The sequence below is a fragment of the Cnuibacter sp. UC19_7 genome, assembly GCF_042699995.1.
Lineage (GTDB): Bacteria > Actinomycetota > Actinomycetes > Actinomycetales > Microbacteriaceae > Cnuibacter.
The window spans coordinates 975,537-990,319 of sequence record NZ_CP170560.1 but is presented as its reverse complement, the minus strand read 5'-3'; the positions used below and the strand labels follow the sequence as shown (position 1 = coordinate 990,319).

Here is a 14,783-nt window from a genome sequence, read left to right as displayed (position 1 = left end):
AGTGCGGGGGGCCAACTCCGGACTTTCGCGGCGACCCGCCGTCAAGAGTCCGGAGTTGCCTCTGATGGGGCCGGACCTCCGGAGTCGGCTCAGGCCGGCGGGCGGGTGCTGGTGCGGGCGGGTGCTGGTGCGGCGAGCGGGCGCGGCCTGCGGGCGGGCTCAGAGGAGGGCGGTGCCTTGGAGGACGGTGGTGCACGCGCCGCCCACCCAGAGGTCGTCGCCCTCGGGGGTGATCGAGACGCGGCCCGCGCGGCCGAGGCGCGTGCCCTGCGAGACGGTCCAGCGGCCCGACATCGCACCCGTCCGCAGCAGCCACTGGGCCATGCTCGCGTTGAGGCTGCCGGTGACCGGGTCCTCGCCCGCACCGAGGGTCGCGGCGAAGGCGCGCACCTCGAACGCCTCGGGAGATCCGGGTGGGTAGGCGCCGATCACGCCGACCTTCGCGTCGGGGATGAGCGCGAGCTGCGGCTCGAGCGCGAGGACGTGCTCTGCGGAGGGGAGCTGGATCGCGAGCCACCCCGGCCCGTTGTCGACCCACTGGTGTGCGACCACGTCGTCGGTCGCGACGCCCAGGGCCTCGACCACGCGCGCGAGCATCTCCGCGTCGACCGGCCCCGTACGCACGGTGGGCGGCGCCGCGAACGACAGCGTGTCGCCCTCGAGCCGGACGCGCACGAGGCCCGCCCCGCACTCCTGAACGATCGCCCCCCGGATGCCGCGGCGATCCGCCGCCGTCGAGCCAGGCGCGGGCGCTGCCGAGCGTGGGGTGTCCGGCGAACGGCAGCTCGCGGCCGGGCGTGAAGATGCGCAGTTGGTAGTCGGCGGCGGGGTCGGTCGGCGGCAGGAGGAACGTCGTCTCCGAGAGGTTCGTCCAGTGGGCGAACCTCTGCATCTCGTCGTCGGACAGGTCAGCCCCGTCGAGGACGACGGCCACGGGGTTGCCCCGCAGCGGCTGCGCCGAGAACACGTCGACCTGGGCGAAGGAGCGGGGGCGGGGCATGCTGCGAGGCTAGCGCGACACCGACGCGGAGGTGAGCCAGCGTCGAGAAGTCGTGTACCTCATTCAGGGTTGACAACGTTGTCACACGGATGGTTTCATGGCGGAACAATCCCAGGTCCATCGGAGTACCTACGTGACATCTCGCACCACCCACGGCCGCCCGCTGCGTGCAGCACTCGCCGCCGTCGCCACCTCGGCCCTCGCGGCCACCCTCACCGTCACCGGGGGAGGGATCGCCCAGGCCGCCGCGCAGGCCGCGACGAATCCGATCGTCAGCGACCCCGCCCAGTACGTCGACCCGCTGGTCGGGAGCTCGAACGCGGGCAACACGTATCCCGGCGCGGTCGCACCGTTCGGGATGCTCGCCTGGAGCCCCGATCAGAGCACGGTCGCCGGCGACGGCACTCTGCGCAGCGCCTCGCCGAGCGGCTACGACTACAGCCGCGACATCATCCGCGGGTTCGGCCTCACGCACGTCTCGGGCGCCGGATGTGCGGGCCTGTCGGGCGACCTCCCCTTCATGCCCGTGAGCGGCGCGATCAACGTCTCGCCGTCGGCGGCCGACGCGGCGGGCAGCCCGTTCCAGAGCACCTTCTCGCACGACAACGAGCAGGCCTCGCCGGGGAGCTACTCCGTCGACCTCGACAACGGCGTCCAGGTCGACCTCGGCGCCACCACCCGCACCGGCTCGGGACGCTTCACCTACCCCGACGGTGCCCCCGCCTCGATGCTCATCCGCACCTCCGACTCGCTCGTCGGATCGAGCGACGCCGACGTGCACATCGACCAGGCCACGAACACCGTCTCCGGATCGGTGACGAGCGGCAACTTCTGCGGCGGATTCACCGGCGACGGCATCCTGCAGAAGAGCTACTACACCGTCTACTTCACCGTGCAGTTCGACACCCCCTTCGCGAGCGTCGGCACCTGGCAGGACGATGAGCTCCGCCCCGGCACCACGGATGCGGAGGGCGGCACCACGTACCCCGGCGGCTACCCGCCGGCGGGCAAGGGCTCGGGCGCCTACGTCGGGTTCGACACCTCCGCGGGCACTGCGGTCAACGCGCGTGTGGGCATCTCCTACGTGAGCCTCGCGAACGCCCAGCAGAACCTCGCCGCCGAGAACCCGGCGGGCACGACACTCGAGCAGGTGCGCGACCAGACGCGCGCCGACTGGAACGAGCAGCTCGACCGCATCCAGACCGGCGGCGGCACCGACGACGAGCGCACCACCTTCTACACCGCGCTCTACCACGCGCTCCTGCACCCGAACGTGACGAGCGACGTCAACGGCGAGTACACCGGCTTCGACCTCGCCACGCACCAGGTGCCCGAGGGGCAGGATGCGCAGTACGCCACCTTCTCGGGCTGGGACGTCTACCGCTCGCAGGTGCAGCTCGTGACGCTGCTCGACCCGAAGCGGGGAAGCGACATCGCCGCGTCGCTCCTCAACCAGGCTGACCAGAACGGCGGGGAGTGGGACCGCTGGACGCACAACTCCGGCGGCACCCACGTCATGGTGGGCGACCCGTCGGCGGTCGCGCTGGCCGGGATCGTCGCGTTCGGCGGCGACGACTTCGACGTCGACCGCGCCTACCAGTCGCTGAAGACCGCGGCCACCGTGCCGACCGAGAACGACCTCTCCCGGGCGGGATGGAACATCGCCGTGGTCGGGCAGCGTCCGTCGCTCGACCAGTTCCTGCAGTACGGCTACTACCCGGAGGGGTGCAACGCCTGGGGCTGCCCGAACGAGACGCTCGAGATGGCGGCGGCCGACTACGGGCTCGCCAGCCTCGCCGACCGTCTCGGCTACGCCGGCGACCACGACACCTTCGTCGCCCGGTCGCAGTCCTGGCAGAACCAGTTCAACCTCGCCGCGACTCCGGCGGGGGGCTACATCCAGGGCCGCAACGCCGACGGCAGCTGGACCACCGGCTTCGACCCGGCGTCCAGCAACGGCTTCGTCGAGGGCACCAGCGCCCAGTACACGTGGATGGTGCAGCACGATCCTGCGGGCCTGTTCGAGGCGATGGGCGGCAACGCCGCGGCCGAGGCCCGGCTCGACGCGTTCTTCCACGAGGTGGGGGACGAGGACGGCGACGGCATCCCGAACGAGTGGACCCTGGCGGGCGGCTCGTGGGACACCAACCTGCACTCGAACGTCGACAACGAGCCCTCCATCGGCGCGCCCTGGCTCTACAACTACGCCGGCACCCCGTGGAAGACGCAGGAGACCGTGCGCGCCACGATCCAGCAGCTCTGGCTCGACACGAAGGACGGTCTGCCGAACGGACCCGACGGCATCCCCGGCAACGACGACCTCGGCGAGATGTCGTCGTGGCTCGTGTTCGCGGCGATGGGCCTGTACCCCGAGAACCCCTCGCGCTCCGAGCTGACGGTGGCGGCACCGCTGTTCACCGACACGGTCGTCCACCGCGCCAGCGGCGAGACCATCACCATCTCGGCCCCCGAGGCGAGCATCGAGAACCAGTACATCCAGTCGATGAGCGTCGACGGACAGGCGCAGACAGCGACCTGGTTGCCGGCTGATGCCATCTCGCACGACACCGTCGTCGATTACACCCTCGGCAGCACGCCGAACACCGCGTGGGGCACGGCGGCCGCGGATGCGCCCCCGTCGGTCCGCGACGGCGAGCGTCCCGTGCTGGCGAGCGTCGACCCTACGGCCGACGCGGTCCGCGGAGGCACCACCTCCCCGATCACGGTCCGCGCACAGCGGTTCGGTAGCGCGACCGTCGACGCCGGGTTCTCCATCGACGCGCCCGCGGGGCTCACCGCGGACGTCCCGTCCGGGAGCTTCGTGTTCGATGCGAACGGCACCGCGACCGCGCCGGTCGTGCTGCGGGCTGCATCCGACCTCGCCGCCGGCACGTATCCGGTGCGGGTGCACTTCACCGCGAACGGGTCGGCGCTGCCGGATGCCGTGGTGAACGTCTCGGTGCACGAGCAGGGCACCCCGGTGATCGACACGAGCTTCGAGGACGGGCAGGCGCGCCCTACCGACAACACCGTGATCGACCAGAACGGCTGGAGCGAGTACTGCTGCGGCATCGGCGGCCCCGAGACGAAGCTCCATCAGGAGAAGGCGCACACGGGCGGCTACTCCATCGTCTACTCGGGCCGGGCCGTCGAGCCCGACGCGAGCGCGACGACGCAGCTGCTCGACGTCGACGACCTCCGCGCGCAGGCCGGCTCGACCCTGAGCTGGTCGGTGTACCCGCAGGCCGAGACCACCGCCATCGCGGGTCTCGTGCAGGATGCGAGCCAGTACGTCTCGGTCGACCTCCTCTTCACCGACGGGACGCGCCTCAGCGACAGCGGCGCCACCGCCTCGAACGGGGCCACCCTCGATCCGGTCGCGCAGGGCGGCGTGCTGACGACGGACGCGTGGAACGACGTCTCCGTCGTGCTCCCCGACGCGGTCGACGGAAAGGCCATCGACCAGGTCGTGCTGCACTTCGCGACCGGCGAGCACTACGCCACCGCGGACGACAACGGCTACCTCCGCGGATGGGTGGACGATCTGCGGCTGACGCAGCAGTTCTCTCCGCTCGCGGTCACCCCGGCGGCCGGGCTCTCGGCCACCGCGGGCGCGTCGCTCGACGCGACGCTCGCGACGGTCACCGGCGGCGCCGGGGCGGGCGCTGACGAGTACACGGCGACCGTGGACTGGGGTGACGGCACGGGCGTGGGTGCGGCGGCCGTGACGCCGGGCCCGGGATCCGGTGCTCAGGCGCTCGCCGACGGAGACGTCTACTCGGTGAGCGCGACCCACACCTACGCGTCGGTGGGCGACTACGCGGCCGTGGTCACCGTGACGGACGCCGATGGCGTGCAGGCGACCGCGACCGTCACGGTCGCCGTGGTGCAGGCCGACCCGGGGACGGGTGGGCCCGGGGCGGGTGACCCCGGCTCGGGTGGGCCCGGGTCCGGTGGACCTGGCGCGGGCGGCTCCGGATCCGGAGCGGCTCCCGCGGGGACCGGCTCGGACGGCTCGCTCGCCGCCACGGGCGCCCCGACGTATGTGCCGGGCGCGGCGGCGCTCGCCCTCCTCGCCGGGCTGGCCGGTCTCGCCCTGATGCTGCTGCGCCGCCGCCGCGCGTCGTAGCCTCCCGACCCACCGCCGCCGGTCCCCACCACGGGCCGGCGGCGGTGCCCATTCCCGCCGACGCAGCTCGCCCGGCGCTGCGTCGCGCGCCGCCCGGGGCGGGGTGACCGTCGAAAGGTCGCATGAGAGCGCAGATGAGCCGTATACGGGCCCATCGTCGTTCTCACGCGACCTTTTCGCGGCCACCGCGGGCTCGGCCGGCGGAACTCCCTCCGCCATCGACGTCCGGGTGGGGTGCCGGTAGGGTCGGGGCATGTCGTACCAGGCGTACCTCGACGCGATCGAGGCGAAGACGGGCAAGACGCCCCAGGAGCTGCTCGATGAGGCCGCCTCCCGCGGCTTCGGCCCCGACACGAAGGCGGGCGAGGTCGTGGAGTGGCTCCGCGACGACTACGGCGTGGGCCGCGGCCACGCGATGGCGCTCTACGGCGTGCTCAAGAAGGGGCCCGGGGGTGCGGTCCCGGAGAAGCACGTCGGCGCCGCGGGCGCACACCGCGACGAGTCGGCGGTGCTCCGCCTCGACGGCGTCGCCGCCCGCCACGCCTGACGCCGTCCGCTCCTTTCGCCGTCCGCTCCTTTCGCCGTCCGCTCCTCCTGACGCCGTCCGGCTCCTGACCCGCGCCGCTCGCTCCGCGAGCGGGCGAGCGCACCCAGTTTCCGCGGCTGGTCGCCCCGCGCAACCGCTCTTTCCGGGTGTGCTCGCGCCCCCGGGGCGGGGCGGCGGGGCCCGCGGCGGGCGGGGCCGGTGGGCGCGGGGCATCTCCGAGCGGACCCAGTTTCCGCGGCTGGGCGCGCCGTGCAAGCGCTCTTTCCGGGTGTGCTCGCGCACCCGGGGCGGGGCGGGGGCGGGGTCAGCCCGGGAGGAGAGACTCCTGCCAGCCGGACGACGCGAGCGTGAACTCGCGGCGGCGGGAGGCGGCGTCGTCGCGACCCTCCCAGAAGGTGAGGCGCACCGGCGCCACGCGGTAGCCGCGCCAGGTGTCCGGCGCCGAGAGCGACGGGTTCGCCGCATCGAACGCGGCCCAGCGGGCCACGCGGTCCGGCTCGGGCAATGCGGCGAAGGCGGGGTCATTGAGCCACGCCAGCAGCTGCAGGTAGCGCGAGCGGTGGCGGTACGCCCGCGTCTGCTCGTCGGCGGATGCGGGCGACGCGTCACCCTGCATCACCAGCTGCCGCTTGTGCTCGGGCCAGACCAGCGTGAGGGAGGCGCGCGGGTCGGCGTCGAGCTGCTGCGCCTTGCGCGATCGCGAGTCCGTGTGCAGGAAGAAGCCGCTCTCGTCCCACTCCGAGAGCAGGACGGTGCGCGCATCCGGATACCCGTCGAGCCCGATCGTGGAGAGCGTCATCAGCGGACGCGCGGGCGAGGAGTTCGCAGGCAGCCACTCCTCCAGCAGCGCGATCGCCGAGGCCGGGAGCGCGGGGCTCATCGCGAGCCGTCCGCGCTGAAGCGTGCGACCTCCGCGAACGCGGCCACCGCCTCCGAGACGGCGTTCTCGAAGAGCTGAGCTCCGTAGGCGGCGTTCGCGCGGGTGGGATCGCCGACGGTGCCGTTGGTGCCGAAGTCGTTCGACAGCCAGCCGAACGTGACCCGCTTCTTGAAGCCGATGTGCTCGTATCCGGCGAGGTGCTCGGGCACGCTCCGCTCGGCGACCGACAGGTCGACGAGGTCGGGGCGCACGTGCATGACGAGCGAGGTCTCCGCGTGTCCGCCGTGGATGCCGAGCCCGAACTCCTCCGGGGCGTCGTCGTCGTGGGCGCCGGCGGGCACCGACGCGCCCATGAGGAAGGTCTCGAGGCCGTAGAGCCGCCGCAGCTCACGGCACGCGACCTGCAGGAGGGCCAGGTTGCCGCCGTGCCCGTTGAAGAACACGAGCTTGCGGGCGGGCATCGCGCTGATCGAACGGCCGAGGTCGACGACGGTGCGCATGAGGGTGTCCCACGACAGCCACATCGTGCCGGGCGCCCAGTGGTGCTCGTCGGACTTCGTGTACGCCAGGGCGGGGAGGATCCACACGTCCTGCCCCTCCGTCGCCGCGGCCTCGACGGCGGCGTTCGCTATCGAGTCGGCGAGCAGCAGGTCGGTCATCAGTGGCAGGTGGGGGCCGTGATGCTCGACGGCGCCGGTCGGCAGGACGATGACCGAGTCGGGAGACAGCGCGGCGGTCGCCGCCGGACCGGAGAGCTCGACCAGCCTGCGAGACGCGGGGCCGGAGCCGGAGGCGGACGCGCTCACGAGACCTTCGCCCCGGTCGGCGCGGTGGCCGCGACGAGCTTCCCGGGGTTGAGCAGCCCCTCCGGATCAGTGGTCGCCGCCACCTCTCGCGTGCGGTCGGGATGGTGGTCGACGAACCACTGGTGCGGGCTGTGGTAGCCCACATTCAGCGCGACGAGCCGGTCGTAGCCGGCGTACACCTCCTCGGCGCTGACGTACGGCGCCGCGAGCATCCCGATCGGGCGGTCGTGCTGTGCTTCGATGTGGAGGAGCGCGCCGGGGTAGACGGACTGCACCTCGTCGAGGCGGTCGACGAGGGCGTCGCCCGACACCTCGACGTGGAAGTACACACCAGGGTCGCTCTTCTGCAGCCACTCGATGGGGTGGTTGTACGAGAGCATCGAGATGCGCACCGTGTGCTGCGGGCCCTCGCGGACGTCCTCGACCCGTCCGCCCGCACCCTCGACGAGCGCGGTCGCGGCCTCGAGGGTGGCGACGTCGAGGATGGCGCGCAGCGAGGCACGATCCTTCACGATGGCGGGATCGTCGGGCAGGGCGTTGACGATGGTCTCCCGATCGGCTGATACCAGTCGCGGCGTGGGTTCGAGTCGCCCGATCTGTCGGATGACGCCGGTCGCCGCCTCGAAGGTCGGGAAGCTCGCGTAGAAGCCCCGCCAGTCCTGCATCGGCTCGAGCGCGATGGTGGCGCGGGCGATGATCCCCGCCGTCCCGTACGTGTGCACGTAGGGCTGAGCGTCCTCGCCCTCGACGTGCACGAGCGCCGCCTCGGGCGAGGCGAACACCACGTCGAGAGCCTTGACGAAGTAGCCGTTCGAGTTGCTGCCGTGCTTGATCGAGCCGGTGCCCCCGGATCCGCCCGACAGGAACCCGCCGAGCGACGACTGCGCGGTCGACGGGTACATGAGGATCTGCTGCCCGGTCTCGCGGGCCGCGTTCTCGAGCACCACCATGGGGGTGCCCGCCTCGGCGGTGATGTACCCGTCGCCCACCTCGACGACCGCGCGGGCCTTCGACATGTCGAGCACCAGCCCGTCGGGCATCGGGATCGCCTGCCCGTAGTTGCCCGTGCCCTTGCCGCGAGGGGTGACCGGCACGCCGTGACGCACGGCGGCGGCGACCACCTCCGCGATCTGCTCGGCGTTCTGCGGGAACGCGACGAGGTCGGCGAGCCCCAGCGGCAGCTGCTCGGCGAGGATGGGGGACATCCGCGCGCCGTCGACCGAGGCCTTCTCGCGGCCGCGGAGGTCGGTGGTGACGCCTCGGTCGCCGAGGAGAGCGGAGAGCTCGGCGGCCAGCGCGGCGATCCGATCGGGGGAGGTGCTCATGGTGCGGTCCTTCTCAGACGAGATCCGTCACCTCCCGCCGGCGACGTGAGCCGCGCGGCGGGAGATGACGGATCGGGGATCACTTGGCCGGGAGGCCGATCGAGGTGTCGATGAACTCGTTGGTGTAGATGTCGTTCACCGTGAGCCCCTGGGCGGGCGGGGTGCCGAGGTTCTCGAAGACCGGCGACACGGCGTCGTAGAAGGTCTTCATGCGGGCGTCGTCGAAGTCGCCGAGGGTGCTGTTCGGGCCGTTGCCGACGATGCCCTCGTCGATCATGGTCTTGACCGAGTAGTCGGCCACACCCTGCGAGTAGACCCAGCCGGTGTCGAACTGCTTGACCAGGTCGAGGATCATCGTGTTCACCGGCGCCGGGTCGGCGAAGTAGTCGACCTCCGCCTGCTGCAGCACGGGCACGAGCGACTTGAGGCAGTCGCTGTCCTTCTCGAGGTCACCCGAGCGCACGACCATCGCCGACTGGTACGCCTCGTAGCCGAGGTCGTTGACGAGCTCGTACTTGACGGGCTTCATCCAGCTCTCGACCTCGTTCTGGTAGATGTACGGCTCGGCCGACGCGAAGCCCTGCTGCGCATCCTTGCCGCCGGCGGCGACGAAGGAGGCCGGGGCGCCGTCGTAGCTGCCGTCGGACTGCGCGGCGGGGACGGTGCCGACGGAGTTGAGGTACTCCATGTACGCGGATCCGCCGAAGTACCTGACCACGGCGCCCTTCGCGACGACGTCCTGGACGGTCTTCGCGTCGGGGTAGGTGGCCGGGTCCCACATGATCATCAGCGGGCTGATGTCGAGGGGCGCGAACACGGCGGTGGTCGGGGCGCTCTCGGAGAGCAGCACCGACTCGTCGGTGGTGACGTAGCCGAGCATGATGTCCTGGTCGGTGTACATCTGGGTGGAGACCTGCTGGAAGCCGATCGCCGGACCGCCGGAGCGGATCTCGACGTTCACGCCCGTGTACTCGCCCTTCGACATGAGAGGGCCGGAGACGGACTTGTTCTCCGCGTCCACCGTGTAGCCGGGGCCGAGCATCTGGTACAGGTGGCCGTGCTCTGCCTCGGGGTTCCAGTCGGTCTGGATGACGACGTCCGCCGGGCAGCCGGCGGCGGCCAGGTCGACCGAGCCGACGGTGAGATCGGCGGCGGCCGTGTTCTCGGTCGAGCTGGCTCCGCTCGAACAGGCGGACAGGGCGACCGCCGTGGCGGCGGCGAGACCGGCCGCGACGACCAGTCTGGATCGGGTGCTGCGCATGACTACTCCTCGAGTGTGCGTGTGGTGCAGGGAGGTGGAGCGGTGGTGCGGGTGGTGCGGGGTGGTGCGGTCGATCCTGATCCGCCACTTTCCGACAGTGCGGACGTCCCGGACTAGCCGAAAGTGACGGATCGGGAAGTGGGGTCAGTTGGCGGAGAAGTCGTACCAGCGGCCGACGACGCGCTTGCCGATCCAGCCGAACAGGGCGAAGATCAGCACGCCGAAGAGGCAGGCGACGATGATGGCGGCGAACAGCTCGGCCGACTGGACGCGGGACTGGTAGTTCGAGATGAGCGAGCCGAGGCCCGGCTCGCCGCGGCGGAAGAAGTAGTCGCCGACGATCGCGCCGATCACCGACAGGCCCGCGGAGATCCGCATCCCGGCGAAGATCGCGGGGAGTGCCGCGGGCATCTCGAGCTTGGTGAGCACGGTCCAGCGCGACGCCTTCTGGAGCTGGAACAGCTCCCGCTGGCCCTTGTCGACCGACTGGAGACCGAACAGCGTGTTCGACACCATCGGGAAGAGCGAGATCAGCACGCAGACGATGATGCGGGCGGGGTAGTCGAACCCGAACCAGAACCCGATGAGGGGCACGAGCGCGAGGATCGGGATGCACTGCAGGATGACGGCGTAGGGGAAGAGCGACCGCTCGACCCACCGGGCCTGGCTCATCGCGATGGCCCAGAGCACGCCGATCACGATGGCGATCGCGAGGCCGACCAGCGCGACGATCGCGGTGCGTCCGAGCGCGACCATGATGTCGCTGATGACGTCGCCCTTGAAGAAGGCCTGCGTGAACAGCTCGTGCGGCGGTGGGAGCAGGAAGCGGCGCTGCGCGTCGAGCACCACGTAGGAGACGAAGTACCAGACCGCGATGATGCCGAGCGCCACGAGGATCGGCGGACCGTACGTCGCGAGCGGGCTCTTCGCCTTCCGGACGGTGGCCGGCTGCGTCAGCGTCCGGTTCTTCGGGGGAGCGGGAGGGGTCGTCGTCATGGTGCTTACCGGTGTCCTTCTCGGAGTGCGTGGGAGACCTTGCCGGAGAGCTCGGCGAACTCGGCGGTGAAGCGGATGTCGGGGTCGCGCGGGAACGGGAAGTCCACCTCGAACTCGTCGACGATCCTCCCCGGGCGACCGGACATCACGATGACGCGGGTGGAGAGGTAGACGGCCTCGGCGACGGAGTGGGTGATGAAGAGCCCGGCGAACTTCTGTTCGTCGAAGAGGCGGATGAGCTCGTCGTTGAGGCGCTCGCGGGTGATCTCGTCGAGCGCGCCGAAGGGCTCGTCGAACAGGAACAGCTCGGGGTTCAGGGTCAGCGACCGCGCGAGCGAGGTGCGCATCTTCATGCCGCCGGAGAGCATCCGCGGCAGGTTCTTCTCGAAGCCCTTGAGGCCCACGAGCTCGATGGCCTGCGCAGCCTGCGCGGCGCGCTCCTTCCTGCCGATGCCGTTGAGCTCGGCGAGCAGCTCGACGTTCGACTGCACGTCGCGCCAGGGCAGCAGCGTCGCATCCTGGAAGACGTAGCCGATGCGGCTGGTGTCGATCTCGACGGATCCGTCGGAGGCCTTCTCGAGGCCCGACGCGATCCGGAGGAGGGTCGACTTCCCGCATCCCGACGGGCCGACGACCGTGACGAACTCCCCGCGCTTGACCGTGAGGTCGACGCCGGAGAGGGCGACCGTGCCGTTGGGGAACGTCATCTCGACGTTCTCGAACGACAGCAGCGTGTCGGTGGTGGTCTCGGGAAGCGTCTGCGTAGCGATGGACATGGAGCTTCTCACCTCGTTTCGACTAGGGATCGTGGGGCGGGGACGGCGATCCGCCGCACGGTCTCGCTCTGGGCGACGAGCATCCCGGCGTGGATGACGGCGCGGTCGGCGGGAGCGGTGGCGATGACATCGGAGAGCGAGACTCCCCGGACGGCGACGAGCTCGGCCCGGGCGCCGGGCACGATGCCGGCGTCGGGCAGGCCCATGACGCTGCGGGCTCCGACGCTCACCGCGTCGTAGGCCTCGTCGAGGGTCAGGTGCCCGGCGGTGACGAGGAGCACGGCGGTCTCGAGCGCATCTGCTCGGCCCACCGGGTTGAACGGGTCGCGCACGTTGTCGGCGCCGGCGCCGAGGCGCACCCCCGCGTCGAGGAGGGCGCGCACCGCGGTGAGCCCGCGGGGCGTCGAGGTCGGATGCTCCCAGCCCTGCAGGTACAGGTTCGTGATGGGGAGGGTCACGATGCCGATGTCGGACGCCACCACGTCGTCGATGATCCGGCCGAGGTCGGCGGCCTCCAGCGTGCCCAGCCGGACGCAGTGCCCGGCGGTCGCCACCCGGCCGGCGGGCCGGTCGCGGACGGCGATCGCGAGGGCGTCGAGCGTGATCGCGCCCGAGAGGCTCTCGTCGGTGTGCATGTCGACGCCGACGCCGTAGCGCTCGGCGATCGCGAGGAGGCGGTGGAGGTCGGCGACGGGATCGTCGGCGAGGTGAGGAGCGCCGCCGACGAGGTCGATGCCGGCGTCGAGCGCGGCCTCGACGATCGCATCCGGCACAGTGGGGCCGGCGAGGGCGACGAGCTCGAGATCGAGGATCTCGGCGAGCTCATCCCGCACCCGGACGAGCGCCTCCACCCCGCGGAGCGGTGCGTCGCCGTGGAGGAGGTCGACGTGGGTGCGGATCGCGGTGGTGCCGTTCGCGAGCATCGCGAGCGCGGTGCTGCGGGCGCGGTCGGCGATCGAGTCGACCGTCATCTCGGCCGAGTACGCGCGCCACGACTCGATGGCGAGCCCCAGGTCGCCCATCGGCGGGCCGATGAGGTCCCACGAGAGCGCCTTGTCGAGGTGGGCGTGGGGCTCGGCCGGGGCCGGGAGGAGCAGGAAGCCGTCGAGGTCGAGGACCGCGTCGGCGTCGGTCGGGCGCGGAGCGGTGCCGGCCGGGAGCACCGCGGCGACGGTGTCGCCGTCGAGCACGACGTCGACCGTGCGCCCGTCGCGGAGGAGGGCTCCGGCGAGGAGCCGCATCGGGCGGGGGAGAGCGGTCATCTGCGGCGTCTCCTCTGCGCTCGGGCGGTTCTCTGGGAGGGATCGGAGGCCGCCGACGGCGTTGCTGAATGTTGATGGCCTCAACACGGGCCACGCTACGAGCGCTTCGTTTCCGATACGTAACGCGCCGATTTCGCATTATTAATTGCTCGGAACGCCGATTTCCGGCTTGGGCGGTGTCGTGATTACTGTTCTCGCGAGACCACTCGGAGGGAGCCGCCATCAGCACCGGAAGCGTCGCGATCGACGAGCAGACCGAGCGCCTGGGCGCGCGCATCCGCTCGTTCAGACAGGCGCGCGGGCTCACCCTGGTCGAGCTGGCGCGGCTGTCCGACCTGTCGCATCCGTTCCTGTCGCAGCTCGAGCGGGGGCACGCCCGGCCGAGCATGCCGTCGCTCGAGCGCATCGCCCGAGCGCTCGGATCGAGCCAGGTCGAGCTGATGGCGGGGGCCGCCGAGCAGGAGCTGCCGTCGGGCCCGCCGGCGCGATCGTCGGTGGTGCGCGAGCACGAGGGCGTCCAGGGGCCTTTCGGGGGCGGGCAGGCGCGGATCCTGGTGCGAGCCGACACCCCGTTCGTCCCGATGGAGTTCAGGGGAGACAACCTCGAGTTCGGCGAGTTCTACACCCACGACGAGGACGAGTTCCTGCACGTCGTGAGCGGCACGGTCGCCGTCGACCTGGCCGACGAGGGGATCCACACGCTCGAGCCGGGGGACTCGCTGCACTACGTGGGCGGGGCGCTGCACCGCTGGCGCTCCGCCGACGGGAAGGGCTACCGCATGTTCATCGTCAAGGAGCGGAGGGCCGACGCATGAGCGTCTCGCTCGCCCAGCTCGACCTCGTGGTCGCCGAGGCGCGCCCCGTCGCCGAGGGGGTGGTGCTCCTCGAGCTCACCTCGCCCCGTGGCGCCGAACTGCTCGCCTGGCGGCCCGGCGCGCACCTCGACGTCGTCGTGCAGCCCGGCGTGGAGCGGCAGTACTCGCTCTGCGGCGACCCGGCCGACCGCTCACGGTACCGCATCGCGGTGCTGCGCGAGCCCGACGGTCGGGGCGGATCCGCGCACCTGCACGACCACGTGCGCGCGGGGTCGACGCTCCGCGTGAAGGGTCCGCTCAACCACTTCGAGCTCGATGCGGCCCCGGCGTACCGGTTCGTCGCGGGCGGGATCGGGATCACGCCGATCCTGCCCATGATCCGCGCCGCTGAAGCCGCGAGCACACCCTGGACGCTCGACTACGCCGGACGCTCACGCGCCACGATGGCGTTCGTCGACGAGCTCGTCGAGGCGTACGGATCGCGGGTCGCCGTGCACGCCGCCGACGAGGGCGCCCGTCTCGACGTCGTCGCTCTCGACCCCGCCGGCGCTCACGTCTACGGTTGCGGGCCCGCGCGGATGATCGAGGCGCTCGAAGCGCGCGCCGCGAGCTGGCCCCCGCACACGCTGCACGTCGAGCGGTTCGAGGCGCGCGCCGTCACCGAGCCGGTGTACCACGAGGCGTTCGAGGTCGAGCTCGAGCTGTCGGGCATCACCGTGACGGTGCCGCCGGAGAAGTCGATCCTCGACGTCGTGGAGGAGCAGGGCGTCTTCGCGCTGTGGTCGTGCCGCGAGGGCACCTGCGGCACCTGCGAGACCCCCGTCGTGGAGGGCGAGGTCGACCACCGCGACTCCGTCCTCACCCCCGAGGAGCAGGACGCCAACGAGGTGATGATGATCTGCGTCTCCCGCGCTGCGTGTCCGCGTCTCGTGTTGGAGTTGTAGTCCGTCCGCTCCTGGCCGGGCGGCTTTCGCGGGTGGTGTGGT

Annotated in this window: 11 protein-coding genes and 1 pseudogene; 4 read left to right on the top strand and 8 right to left on the bottom strand. The window is 71.5% G+C overall.

What is annotated here, in order from left to right; translation table 11 throughout:
• Positions 1-159: 159 nt before the first annotated feature.
• Positions 160-1,000 (bottom strand): annotated as a pseudogene (locus ACFJGV_RS04620) (PhzF family phenazine biosynthesis protein).
• A gap of 133 nt (positions 1,001-1,133) precedes the next feature.
• On the opposite strand from ACFJGV_RS04620, the gene ACFJGV_RS04615 reads away from it, so the two are divergent.
• Both ACFJGV_RS04615 and ACFJGV_RS04610 read left to right on the top strand, forming a co-directional pair.
• On the top strand, positions 1,134-5,129 hold the full coding sequence (locus ACFJGV_RS04615) for a GH92 family glycosyl hydrolase (RefSeq protein ID WP_378147194.1): 3,996 nt from the start codon (positions 1,134-1,136) through the stop codon (positions 5,127-5,129).
• A gap of 253 nt (positions 5,130-5,382) precedes the next feature.
• Positions 5,383-5,676, top strand: coding sequence for a DUF4287 domain-containing protein (locus tag ACFJGV_RS04610; RefSeq protein WP_378147193.1), 294 nt, complete (start codon positions 5,383-5,385; stop codon positions 5,674-5,676).
• A gap of 304 nt (positions 5,677-5,980) precedes the next feature.
• Here the strand turns inward: ACFJGV_RS04610 and ACFJGV_RS04605 are convergent, their stop codons facing one another.
• From ACFJGV_RS04605 to ACFJGV_RS04575, 7 genes are all read right to left on the bottom strand, one after another.
• Complete coding sequence (locus tag ACFJGV_RS04605; RefSeq protein ID WP_378147192.1) at positions 5,981-6,556, bottom strand: pyridoxal 5'-phosphate synthase; 576 nt, start codon at positions 6,554-6,556, stop codon at positions 5,981-5,983.
• Positions 6,553-7,362 (bottom strand): creatininase family protein, encoded by an 810-nt coding sequence (locus tag ACFJGV_RS04600; protein WP_378147190.1) that lies wholly within the window; start codon positions 7,360-7,362, stop codon positions 6,553-6,555. Before ACFJGV_RS04600 ends, ACFJGV_RS04605 begins: the two co-directional genes overlap by 4 nt.
• Positions 7,359-8,687 (bottom strand): FAD-binding oxidoreductase, encoded by a 1,329-nt coding sequence (locus ACFJGV_RS04595; protein ID WP_378147189.1) that lies wholly within the window; start codon positions 8,685-8,687, stop codon positions 7,359-7,361. Before ACFJGV_RS04595 ends, ACFJGV_RS04600 begins: the two co-directional genes overlap by 4 nt.
• A 79-nt stretch (positions 8,688-8,766) precedes the next feature.
• Positions 8,767-9,948: an ABC transporter substrate-binding protein gene (locus ACFJGV_RS04590; protein ID WP_378147187.1), complete on the bottom strand. Its 1,182-nt coding sequence runs from the start codon at positions 9,946-9,948 to the stop codon at positions 8,767-8,769.
• Positions 9,949-10,092: 144 nt separating this feature from the next.
• A complete protein-coding gene (locus tag ACFJGV_RS04585) occupies positions 10,093-10,944 on the bottom strand; it encodes an ABC transporter permease (RefSeq protein WP_378147186.1) in 852 nt (283 codons plus the stop codon).
• A 5-nt stretch (positions 10,945-10,949) separates the two neighbouring features.
• Positions 10,950-11,720: an ABC transporter ATP-binding protein gene (locus tag ACFJGV_RS04580; RefSeq protein ID WP_378147184.1), complete on the bottom strand. Its 771-nt coding sequence runs from the start codon at positions 11,718-11,720 to the stop codon at positions 10,950-10,952.
• A gap of 8 nt (positions 11,721-11,728) precedes the next feature.
• Complete coding sequence (locus tag ACFJGV_RS04575) at positions 11,729-12,982, bottom strand: amidohydrolase family protein (protein ID WP_378147182.1); 1,254 nt, start codon at positions 12,980-12,982, stop codon at positions 11,729-11,731.
• Positions 12,983-13,170: 188 nt separating this feature from the next.
• Between ACFJGV_RS04575 and ACFJGV_RS04570 the strand changes: the two genes are divergently transcribed.
• The gene (locus tag ACFJGV_RS04570) at positions 13,171-13,797 is read left to right on the top strand and encodes a helix-turn-helix domain-containing protein (RefSeq protein WP_378148629.1); all 627 of its coding nucleotides are present in this window, start codon (positions 13,171-13,173) and stop codon (positions 13,795-13,797) included.
• Positions 13,794-14,741, top strand: coding sequence for a PDR/VanB family oxidoreductase (locus tag ACFJGV_RS04565; protein ID WP_378147180.1), 948 nt, complete (start codon positions 13,794-13,796; stop codon positions 14,739-14,741). The genes ACFJGV_RS04570 and ACFJGV_RS04565 overlap by 4 nt, the downstream gene beginning before the upstream one ends.
• Positions 14,742-14,783 lie beyond the last annotated feature (42 nt).